Source organism: Streptomyces sp. NBC_00454 (genome assembly GCF_041434015.1).
Lineage (GTDB): Bacteria > Actinomycetota > Actinomycetes > Streptomycetales > Streptomycetaceae > Streptomyces.
Genome location: NZ_CP107907.1, coordinates 716,209 through 725,333, shown reverse-complemented (window position 1 = coordinate 725,333; position 9,125 = coordinate 716,209). Strand labels below are relative to the sequence as shown.

12 protein-coding genes and 1 pseudogene are annotated in these 9,125 nt (G+C 73.2%); 10 read left to right on the top strand and 3 right to left on the bottom strand.

The genetic code is table 11. The features are described from left to right. Nucleotides 1-44: 44 nt before the first annotated feature. From OHU74_RS03390 to OHU74_RS03365, 6 genes and pseudogenes are all read left to right on the top strand, one after another. Nucleotides 45-281, top strand: a pseudogene (locus tag OHU74_RS03390) (helix-turn-helix domain-containing protein); the annotation flags it as partial. A gap of 243 nt (nt 282-524) precedes the next feature. Then, nucleotides 525-935, top strand: a complete 411-nt coding sequence (locus tag OHU74_RS03385) for a hypothetical protein (RefSeq protein WP_371614498.1) — start codon at nt 525-527, stop codon at nt 933-935. Further along, nucleotides 932-1,747: a transcriptional regulator gene (locus OHU74_RS03380; RefSeq protein ID WP_371614497.1), complete on the top strand. Its 816-nt coding sequence runs from the start codon at nt 932-934 to the stop codon at nt 1,745-1,747. The genes OHU74_RS03385 and OHU74_RS03380 overlap by 4 nt, the downstream gene beginning before the upstream one ends. Before the next feature lie 71 nt (nt 1,748-1,818). Further along, nucleotides 1,819-2,235 (top strand): roadblock/LC7 domain-containing protein, encoded by a 417-nt coding sequence (locus OHU74_RS03375; RefSeq protein WP_330294930.1) that lies wholly within the window; start codon nt 1,819-1,821, stop codon nt 2,233-2,235. Nucleotides 2,236-2,371: 136 nt separating this feature from the next. Continuing rightward, on the top strand, nt 2,372-2,749 hold the full coding sequence (locus OHU74_RS03370; protein ID WP_371614496.1) for a hypothetical protein: 378 nt from the start codon (nt 2,372-2,374) through the stop codon (nt 2,747-2,749). A gap of 203 nt (nt 2,750-2,952) precedes the next feature. After that, a complete protein-coding gene (locus OHU74_RS03365; RefSeq protein WP_371614495.1) occupies nt 2,953-3,444 on the top strand; it encodes a VOC family protein in 492 nt (163 codons plus the stop codon). 8 nt (nt 3,445-3,452) lie between these two features. Here OHU74_RS03365 and OHU74_RS03360 read toward each other — a convergent pair whose 3' ends face one another. Further along, the gene (locus OHU74_RS03360) at nt 3,453-4,406 is read right to left on the bottom strand and encodes a LysR family transcriptional regulator (RefSeq protein ID WP_371614494.1); all 954 of its coding nucleotides are present in this window, start codon (nt 4,404-4,406) and stop codon (nt 3,453-3,455) included. A 143-nt stretch (nt 4,407-4,549) separates the two neighbouring features. Between OHU74_RS03360 and OHU74_RS03355 the strand changes: the two genes are divergently transcribed. After that, a complete protein-coding gene (locus tag OHU74_RS03355) occupies nt 4,550-4,966 on the top strand; it encodes a nuclear transport factor 2 family protein (protein WP_371614493.1) in 417 nt (138 codons plus the stop codon). Between the two features lie 28 nt (nt 4,967-4,994). Here OHU74_RS03355 and OHU74_RS03350 read toward each other — a convergent pair whose 3' ends face one another. Continuing rightward, nucleotides 4,995-5,732 carry an NAD-dependent deacetylase gene (locus tag OHU74_RS03350; protein ID WP_371614492.1) on the bottom strand — a complete coding sequence of 246 codons (738 nt, stop codon included), beginning with the start codon at nt 5,730-5,732 and terminating at the stop codon, nt 4,995-4,997. 95 nt (nt 5,733-5,827) lie between these two features. On the opposite strand from OHU74_RS03350, the gene OHU74_RS03345 reads away from it, so the two are divergent. After that, complete coding sequence (locus tag OHU74_RS03345; protein ID WP_371614491.1) at nt 5,828-6,382, top strand: hypothetical protein; 555 nt, start codon at nt 5,828-5,830, stop codon at nt 6,380-6,382. A gap of 5 nt (nt 6,383-6,387) precedes the next feature. Here the strand turns inward: OHU74_RS03345 and OHU74_RS03340 are convergent, their stop codons facing one another. Then, nucleotides 6,388-7,224 carry an aminoglycoside N(3)-acetyltransferase gene (locus OHU74_RS03340; RefSeq protein ID WP_371614490.1) on the bottom strand — a complete coding sequence of 279 codons (837 nt, stop codon included), beginning with the start codon at nt 7,222-7,224 and terminating at the stop codon, nt 6,388-6,390. 95 nt (nt 7,225-7,319) lie between these two features. Between OHU74_RS03340 and OHU74_RS03335 the strand changes: the two genes are divergently transcribed. Together OHU74_RS03335 and OHU74_RS03330 are read left to right on the top strand one after the other, a co-directional pair. Beyond that, nucleotides 7,320-8,198, top strand: coding sequence for an ATP-grasp domain-containing protein (locus tag OHU74_RS03335; RefSeq protein WP_371614489.1), 879 nt, complete (start codon nt 7,320-7,322; stop codon nt 8,196-8,198). A gap of 42 nt (nt 8,199-8,240) precedes the next feature. After that, entirely contained in the window at nt 8,241-9,125 is an 885-nt protein-coding gene (locus OHU74_RS03330; protein WP_371614488.1) for a GNAT family N-acetyltransferase, read from the top strand.

Below are 9,125 nucleotides of genomic sequence, written 5' to 3'. Positions count from 1 at the left end.
TTGATGGGTTTGCCAGGCCTCGTACCGGAGCAGGGGGACCACTCATGGGCACCGACCACAGCCAGAAGGACAGCGCGGACAGCGGTAGCGCCACCACCACCGCACCCACCCTCATCGGTTCCGTTCAACGGGCGTTGCGCCTCGTGGAGGCGATGTACGCGGAGGGTGGGGCGACCGCCAAACGGCTCGCGCGGCTGACGGGAATCCCGCTGCCCACCGTCTACCACCTGCTGCGGACCCTCACCCACGAGGGCTACGTACAGCGCGAGGGCGGGGCCTTCCGGCTCGCGGACGATCTGCCGCTGCCGCTCGCCTCTTGACCCCGGTGGCAGGCGCCCGGATCCGCTTGATCGAAACCAATGATCAAATTCCGATGCGTTCCGGCCAAGCTGTCACATGCGACCGCGCATGTTCCAGCGGAAAATGCCAGAACGCCCTTCCGCACTGTGGAAGTTGAGTAAGTTCCCTTCTGTCGCGCCGTACGACCGTGCACCACGCACGGTCCGGCCGGGAGGGGAGCCCGCGTGCCCGGGATCGACGAATGCCTGCTCGAAGCCATGGCCCTGCCTGGTGCGAGGGGGGCCGCGCTGGTCGACTGGAGCAGCGGACTGGCCCTCGGCACCGCGGGGGACTCACCGGTCGGGGACCACGAGACCACCGCCGCCGAGACCGCCGAGTTGGCGAGGGCCGCCGCCGAGTACGAGTCCTTCGCCCTGCCCGAACCACCGTCCGGCTCCACCGAAGGCGCGGCGGCCGGGCTGCCCGTCGAGGACCTGATCGTCACGACCCGGACCGGCTACCACGTGCTCCGCTTCGTCGAAACCAGCTTCGACAGCAGCGTCTTCCTGCACCTGTGGCTGGACCGGGCCGAAGGCAACCTCGCCCTCGCCCGGCACCGGCTGCGCACCCTCGCCGAAGGCCTGGTGCTCAAGTGACCGCCACCGCCGCCCCGTCGGCCTCGTCCCCCGCCCCCGGCCCGGCCGCCGTCTCGCCCCTGCTCACCCGCCTCGCCGCCGAGCGCGCCACCGGAGCCCTGTTCCGCGAACGCGGAACCCTCTTCCTGGAGGACGGCCGGGTCGTGCACGCGGAGAGCCCGGCCACCCCCGGCCTCGACGTCCTGCTCACCACCGGCGGCGGCCTCGCCCCCGAACGCTGGACCGAGGCCGTGAACCAGGCCGGCGCCCGCCGCCAGGTCGCCCGCTTCCTCGTCGACAGCGGAGGCATGGCGGGCGGCGAACTGGAGATCTGCCACCTCGCCGCGATCTTCGACGCCGCCTTCTTCGCGCTCTCCCCGGGCAGCGGCCCCTCCCGGTTCCGCCGCGGGGCCACGCACTGGATCGGCTCCGTCCGGTCGGTCCCGGCGGAGGCCGTGGAGCGGGAGACCCGGCGGCGCCGGGAACTGCTCGACGCGGTCTGGCCCTACCCGCTGCTCGACACCTCCCCGGTCGTGCCCCGCCCCGCCGCCCCGGGCCAGACCGTCACCGCCCGGCAGCGGATCCTGCTGGCCCGCGCGGACGGCGTACGGACCCCCGCCGATCTCGCGTGGGTCCTGGGCCGGCCGGCGTTCCACACCCTGCTCGACGTACGGCGCCTCGCCGCGGCCGGACTCGTCGAGACCCCGTACGCACCGGCGGCGGGTCCGGAACCCGTCCCGGAGCCCTCCCTGCCCGAATGGATGACGCAGTCGCAGTCCCCGGACGTGGCGCTCCTGCGCCGGTTACGCGACGCACTGGAGGCAAGCCTGTGAGGCTCCCGCTGCGACCGGTCCTGCGCGCCGACCGCTCCGAGCGCAGGCAGTCCGAGAGGAGAAGGACCGACATGAGTACGGTGCCCGCCGAAGCCGAGGCCGAGATACTCGCCGAGCTCCGGCGGCTGCGCTCCCGGGTCCCCCAGCTGACCGGCGCCCTCGCCGCGAGTTCCGACGGGTTCGTCCTCGCCCAGGACGGCGCGGCCGCCGAGGCCGAGTCGGTGGCCGCCCTGACCGCGGCCGCGCTCGGAGTGGCCCAGCGGCTCAGCGACTGCACCGGGCAGGGCGGCTTCCGCGAACTGCTCGTGCGCGGGGAGGAAGGCTACGTCGCCACCTACGCGGCGGGCGACGCGGCGGTACTCACCCTGACCGCCGAGCAGCGGGTCAACGTAGGGCGCCTCCACCTCGAGGCCCGCCGCTCCAGCCTGCGCATAGCCGAGCTGATCGACCACAGCCTCGGCCGCCGGGGCCTGGGCCAGGCCACCTGACCCCGCGAGCCCCCGGCCGCGCGGGGCCACGTACCGACCGGGCACCTCCCGACCAGCCACGTACCGACCAGCCACGTACCGACCAGCCACGTACCGACCGAATCCCAGGACAGCCGAACAGAAAGAGGAATGATCCATGGCCAACATCGAAACCGCACTCAAGGAAGCCACCGCCACCATCGACGGCGTGCTCGGCGCGGCCCTGGTCGACTACGCCAGCGGCATGGCGCTCGGCACCGTCGGCGGCGGCAAGGACCTGGACCTCACGGTCGCGGCGGCGGGCAACACCGACGTGGTGCGCGCCAAACTGCGCACGATGGAGATGCTCAACTTCAAGGACGAGTCCATCGAGGACATCCTGATCACGCTCGGCACCCAGTACCACCTGATCCGGATGCTGAAGGGCAGGGGCTCTTCGGGCCTCTTCCTCTACCTGGCGCTCGACAAGAACCGCGCCAACCTCGCGATGGCGCGCCACCAGCTGAAGAAGATCGAGTCCGAGCTCGAAGTCTGACCGGCGTTGCCGAGGCGGCGGACGGTTGAATCCATCACCGTCCGCCCCGGCGGCCATGTGTTCGAGGAGTAACCCACAGGAGTGCAATCCGGACGGGACACGTAGCGGTCCCGGTCCCGCCGATGAATTTCGGGCCCCGGGCCGGTCTGTATGTACGGGACGCATTCGTGTCCCGTCCGTACGCGCACACTCTGGAGGCAGTCATGGCCGACACGGCAGGCAACGGGTTCACCACATGTCTGTGGTTCGACGGCAACGCGGAGGCCGCCGCCGACTACTACCTGTCCGTCTTCAAGGACGGCAAGCTCGGCCGCATCGCCCGCTACAACGAGGCGGGTCCCGGACCGGTGGGCGAGGTCATGGTCGTCGAGTTCGAGATCAACGGCCAGAAGTTCGTCGGCCTCAACGGCGGCCCGCAGTTCCCCTTCACCGAGGCCGTCTCCTTCCAGATCCACTGCGCCGACGACGCCGAGGCCGACTACTACTACGACGAGCTGACGAGCAACGGCGGCCAGGAATCCGCCTGCGGCTGGGTCAAGGACAGGTTCGGACTGTCCTGGCAGGTCGTCCCGGACGGGGCCATCGACCTGATCTCCGACCCGGACCCGCAGCGCGCCGCCCGCGCGACCGCCGCCATGATGAAGATGAAGAAGCTGGACGTGGCGGAGATGCGGCGGGCGGCGGACGCCGCCTGAGCCGTCTCTTACGTGCCGACCGTGAGCTTCGCCCGGTCCGCATCCGGGAGCCAGTCGCGCTCCGGCGCGTAGTCCAGCCAGCGCCGGGCGCGGCCCGCTTCGGTGAAGCCGCGCAGCAGGGTGTCGAGCAGTGGGTGGCGGTGGGCCGTTCGCCAGGCGAGCGACCATGCGTACAGGGGGGTCGGCGCGACCAGCGGGATCGAGCGCAGCCCCGCGGCGTCGGGAAGCGGCGCGTCGGCGGGGAACAGCGTGAAGCACGCCGCATCGGCACGAAGGTGCCGGACAAGGTGGTCGACGCCCAGATTGGGGCCGCCCCGACGCCGCGTGATGGCGAACCGGTCGGCGAAGTGCCGCATGAAATCGAGCCGGGTCGGCTCGGCCGGACACCACAGGGTGCTGTCGCGCAGGTCCGCCGGGCGCAGTTCGTCCGCGCCTGCCAGCTCGTGGGACGCGCCGACCACCACGTCGACGGGCTCCAGGCGCACGAGCCGCTGGGAGAGGCCCGCGTCGCGTCCATCGGGCAGCGGGTGCACCCGCCCGAAGCCGAGGTCGGTGTCACCGGCCAGCAGCGCATCGGCGGCCGATGCCCAGTCGCGTGCCGGGCCCGGCTCCCAGGGGACCGCGCCGAGCGCGTCCGCAGCCTGCGCGATGGTGCGCATCGGCGCGTAGAGATGGCCCCACACCTCGATCCGGACGCCCTGCCCGACGCCCAGCGCCGCCGCGACCGCGCGCTCGCCGGCTGCGAGGGCCTCGCGGGCGGCGGGCTCGAACCGCTCACCGGCCTCGGTCAGCCGCGTGCCGCCGTCGCGTTCGAACAGTCGGACGGAGAGCAGCGACTCGAGGCGGGCTATGCGCTTCGACAGCGCCTGCTGGCTGGTGCCCAGCCGTGCGGCGGCGCGCCCGAAGTGCAGCGTGTCGGCGGTCGCGGCGAACGCACGGACCAGCGTGAGGTCGAGGTCCATGCCGCTGACCATAGCCGACAACTGATCGTTGTCGGCCGGGCAGTTCCGTGGTTGGCCGGGCGACCGCCCCGACCGGTGGGATGTTCCCGGGCACCGCCGACGAGGCCGTCTTCCCGACCACGACCAGCGAGAGGATTCCGAGCATGACCGAGACCACCGACCCCAGGGCCGTCGTCATCCGCTACGTCGAGGCCGTCCGCGACGGCGACGCCGCTGTTGTCCACGGGAGCTTCGCCGAGGACGCGACCTGGCACTACCCGGGCGACCTGCCGATCTCGAAGGTGTGGCGGGGGCGCGAGGCGATCGTCGACGAGTTCCTCGGCGGCATGGGCCCGCTCCTCGTTCCCGGGACCCTGGAGATCGAGCTGGTCGGCACGGTGGCCGAGGGCGACCGGGTGGTCGCCGAGTGGACCTCGAAGGCGCAGACCGTGCACGGCGGCACGTACGACAACCGCTGCGTCGGGATCTTCAAGGTCCGCGACGGCCGGATCTCCTCCGTCGTCGAGTACGCGGACACCCGGCACGTGGCGGCGGTCCTCTTCCCGAAGCTCCGAGCCTGATCGCACGGAAAAGCCTCCCGGCCGTGCCCTACTCCGGCCCGGCTCCGGTGATCCGCCGGAGCAGCGCGGGCAGGGCGGTGCCGATCGGTTCGCGGATCACCTCGTCGGCGAGGGAGTCGTACGGGGTCTCCTGCGCGTTCACGATGACCAGCCGGGCCCCGGCCTCCGCGGCCATCCCGGCCAGCGAGGCCGCGGGCTGCACCTGCAGGGTCGACCCGACCGCCACGAAGACCTGGCACCCCTTGGCCACGGCGACGGCCTGCGCGAGGACCTCGGGGTCCAGCCGCTCGCCGAACATCACGGTCGCCGCCTTGAGGATCCCGCCGCACACGAGGCAGGCGGGATCCGGCTCCCCGGCGGCGACCCGGGCCAGGGCATCGTCCATCCCCGACCGGGCGTGACAGGCCGTGCAGACCACGGACCGGGCCGAGCCGTGCAGCTCGAACACCTTGCGCGCGGGCATCCCGGCGAGCTGCTGGAGCCCGTCCACGTTCTGCGTGATCACGCGCACCGGGGTCCCGCCGCGCTCCAGTTCGGCCACGGCGCGATGCGCGGCATTGGGCTGCGCCCCGAGCGAGCCGATCTCCGCCCGCATGAGCCAGGACCGCCGCCGGATCTCCGGATCTGCCATGTAGTACTCGTAGGTCACGAGCTTCTCGGCATCGGGCTCCCGCCGCCACAGCCCCTGCGGCCCCCGGTAGTCCGGAATCCCGGAATCGGTGGACATCCCGGCCCCACTGAACACTGCTACGAGCGGCTTTCCCATGCGGTGACCTTAGAGATCGCGGGGGCCCAGCCGCGATCCCTTTTCCTCCCGGCCCGGGGAAGGGGGGAAGGGGGCCGTGGCCATAAGGTCACCGCATGGAAGACGTGGGGGGTACCCCGGGATCCGTGACCGGCCGCCGGAGCCGGCCCGGGCTCTACCCGTACCGGGTGCGGGGGCGGCGGCGCAGCGGGACGGTGTTGTGGCTGCCGGGCCGGCGCGACGGAGAGCCCGACGAGGTGTTCGCCGTCCCGAACGGGGACGCGAGCGGGGCCGGGTGGCGGGTGCCGGTGTTCACGACCGGGCGCCAGGCCGGGCCTTACACCCGCCGGCACGGGCTGCGCCTGGTGTCGGCCGAGGCCAACGTGCTGGAGCTGGTCAGGGCCGAGCGCTGGCTCGCCGACCCGGTCCGCCGCGCCGTGCCCGCGGGCGACGTGCTGGGAGCCTGGAACTTCTTCGAGGACCTTGCCCGCGGCCTGCGCACGGTCGACGCGCTGCCCCCGCAGGGGCCGGTGCACGACAGCGCGTACGAGAAGCTGTTCGGGGGCGAGTGCGGCGAGTGGACCCCGGCGGAGCGGGCCTGCGTGCTGGAGCTGCTCACGGCCGGGGCGGCGCTGTGGAACACCTGCCCGGTGGTCGTCCGGCCGCGCTGAGGCCGTCAGGGCCGCGGGTGCGGGGCCCGGACCGGGCCTGGGACCGGGATGACCTGGGCCGGGGCCCGTTCCGCGTCCAGCAGCTCCTGGAGCCGGGGGACCGCGAAGTCCACCAGGGCCGGCACGGGCAGGAGGCGGCAGGGCGCACCGCCCACCCGCGACTGCGCGATGCCCGCGTGACGCTCGAACTCCGCGCCCACCACCGGGAAGTGCGTGTCGTTGTCGTTGCCGACGTCGGGAGTCTCGACCCAGACCCGCTCCCCGGCCACCTCCATCGGGAACCTCCGCACCCTCAGCCGTGGCCGCGGGGCGAGGGACTCGACGTAGTGGAGGAAGGAGTTGCGGTTGTGGCCGACGCCGATCAGCAGGATGTGGGCACCCAGATCGTGCAGCCGGCCGAACGGCGAGGTCCGGCCCAGCGCGAAGCCGAGCGACTGGCTAGCCGTGACCTCCTCCGCCCGGGCACCCACCGCCGCCACCGAAGCCTGCGGATGTCCGCTGCGCACGCTGTCGGGCAGGGCCCGCAGGGCCTCCGGTACGGAGCCCAGCGCGCGCGTGACCGCCAGCCCCGGGTGGAACAGCGGCACCGCCGCCCGCCGCGCCGCGACCTCGGGGCCGGGCACACCCACGTGCTCCGGGTCCGGATCGGCCACCTCCCAGGTGAACGCGGGTACGGCCACCGTCCCGGAGGGGCCCACCGCCTCGCGCAGGCTCGCCACCACCGCGGCGGCTCCGCCATTCACCCGCCCGAGGCTGGACAGGGACGCGTGCACCATCAGCGCCATGCCCTCCTCGACGCCGCCCTTCCGCCAGCCCGCCACCAGATCGCCCGCTCCGAGCATGGATGCGCCCTTCCTCACTCCGGGGCACGCCGGATCCGTGGTCCCCGCACCGAAAATCGTACGGGGGTCGCGCGAAGCTCCGTAGGGTGGCCGGCATGGCGACCACCGTCCTTTACTGCTCCGATCCGCTGAACGAACGCCGGGTCGACTCCCACTTCGCGGCCGAGGCCGGCGCGCTGCGCGCCGCCGGAGCCGCCACCGCGCTCATCGACCACGACGCGCTGCTCGCCGGAGATGCGGAACGGGCCGTGGCCAGGGTGCCCGCCGGGGCGGGGGAGCTCTGGTACCGGGGCTGGATGATCCCGGTGCGGCGGTACGCCGAGCTCGCCGCGGCCCTGCGCGAGCGCGGCGGCGCCCTGCGCGTCAGTCCCGAGGCGTACCGGCGCGCCCACGAACTGCCGGGCTGGTACGAGGCGTTCGCCGGGCTCACCCCGCCCAGCGGCTGGCTGGCGACCGCACCCGGGAAGACCCCCGACCCGGCGCAGCTCGCGGAACTCGCCGCGGCCCTCCCGGCCCGTTCCGGCATCGTCAAGGACTACGTCAAGTCCCGCAAACACCAGTGGGCCGAGGCCTGCCACCTCCCCGACCTCGCCGACCGGGCCGCCGTCCACCGGGTGGTGAGCCGCTTCGTCGAACTCCAGGGCGAGGACCTCGCGGGAGGAGTGGTGCTGCGCGCCTTCGAGCAGTTCACGGCGGTCGGGGACGCGGCCACCGAGGTACGGGTGTGGTGGCGCGGCGGCGAACCCCGGCTGCTGACCGCCCACCCCGACAGCTCGCACGCGGAGTTCTCGCCGCCGGAGCTCGGCCCGGTACGGGCCGCCGTGGCGGCCCTGGACTGCCCCTTCGTCACCACCGACCTCGCCCTGCGCGCGGACGGGGTCTGGCGGGTGGTCGAGGTCGGGGACGGACAGGTGAGCGATCTGCACCGGCAGGCCGATCCGGCGGCGTTCGCACGCCTCCTGACGGCCGGTTAGGCAGGGCTGCACACGCCCTTCGCATCTGGTACAACACCGGACATGACGGGATTCGAGATCAACGGCGCGAGCGCCGCGGACATGGCGCTGATCCGGGACTGGGCCGACGAGGAGGGCTGGAACCCGGGGGACTCCGACCGGTTCGCGTTCACCGTGGCCGACCCGGCCGGCTTCCTCGTCGGCCGGCTCGGCGGGGAGCCCGTCGCCTGCATCTCGGCCGTTCGGTACGGGGAGGGCTTCGGCTTCATCGGCTTCTACATCGCCCGCCCCGAAGTCCGCGGCCAGGGCTACGGCATGCGGCTGTGGAAGGCCGGAATGCAGCGGCTCGACGGGAGGCTCGTCGGGCTGGACGGGGTGGTCGAGCAGCAGGACAACTACCGCAAGTCCGGTTTCCGCTCGGCCTGGAACAACGTCCGCCACGAAGGGGCGCCGCGCGCCGCCGCCGCTCCGGTGGACGGGGCGGATCCCGGGAAGGCGTCCACGACCGCCTCCGGGGTGGAGATCGTGGACGCGGCCACCGTGCCCTTCGGGCAGCTCGCCGCCTACGACCGCAGGTTCTTCCCCGCGCCCCGTGACGCCTTCCTCGCCGCCTGGATCGGGCTGCCGGGCCGGACCGCCCTCGCCGCCGTCCGGGACGGCCGGATCGAAGGGCTCGGCGTGATCCGGCCGTGCAGCGGCGCTTCGCGGGTCGGCCCGCTCTACGCCGCCTCCCCGGCGGTGGCTTCGGCCCTGCTGCTGCGGCTCGCGGAGCACGCCCCGGACGGGGTGGTCGCCGTGGACGTACCGGACGCCCACCCGCGCGCCACGGCCCTGCTGGCCGGCCTGGGACTTAACCCGACCTTCGAGGCGGCCCGGATGTACACCGGCCAGGAACCGGACGTGGACCTGACCGGCATGTACGGCGTGACCAGCCTCGAACTGGGCTGA

Excerpts from the sequence above, each read along its gene's own strand:
- OHU74_RS03335 (WP_371614489.1), top strand. The coding sequence starts at position 7,320 with ATGGCGACCACCGTCCTTTACTGCTCCGATCCGCTGAACGAACGCCGG.
- OHU74_RS03365 (WP_371614495.1), top strand. The coding sequence starts at position 2,953 with ATGGCCGACACGGCAGGCAACGGGTTCACCACATGTCTGTGGTTCGAC.
- OHU74_RS03375 (WP_330294930.1), top strand. The coding sequence starts at position 1,819 with ATGAGTACGGTGCCCGCCGAAGCCGAGGCCGAGATACTCGCCGAGCTC.
- OHU74_RS03350 (WP_371614492.1), bottom strand. The coding sequence starts at position 5,732 with ATGGGAAAGCCGCTCGTAGCAGTGTTCAGTGGGGCCGGGATGTCCACC.
- OHU74_RS03345 (WP_371614491.1), top strand. The coding sequence starts at position 5,828 with ATGGAAGACGTGGGGGGTACCCCGGGATCCGTGACCGGCCGCCGGAGC.
- OHU74_RS03330 (WP_371614488.1), top strand. The coding sequence starts at position 8,241 with ATGACGGGATTCGAGATCAACGGCGCGAGCGCCGCGGACATGGCGCTG.
- OHU74_RS03340 (WP_371614490.1), bottom strand. The coding sequence starts at position 7,224 with ATGCTCGGAGCGGGCGATCTGGTGGCGGGCTGGCGGAAGGGCGGCGTC.
- OHU74_RS03355 (WP_371614493.1), top strand. The coding sequence starts at position 4,550 with ATGACCGAGACCACCGACCCCAGGGCCGTCGTCATCCGCTACGTCGAG.
- OHU74_RS03370 (WP_371614496.1), top strand. The coding sequence starts at position 2,372 with ATGGCCAACATCGAAACCGCACTCAAGGAAGCCACCGCCACCATCGAC.
- OHU74_RS03360 (WP_371614494.1), bottom strand. The coding sequence starts at position 4,406 with ATGGACCTCGACCTCACGCTGGTCCGTGCGTTCGCCGCGACCGCCGAC.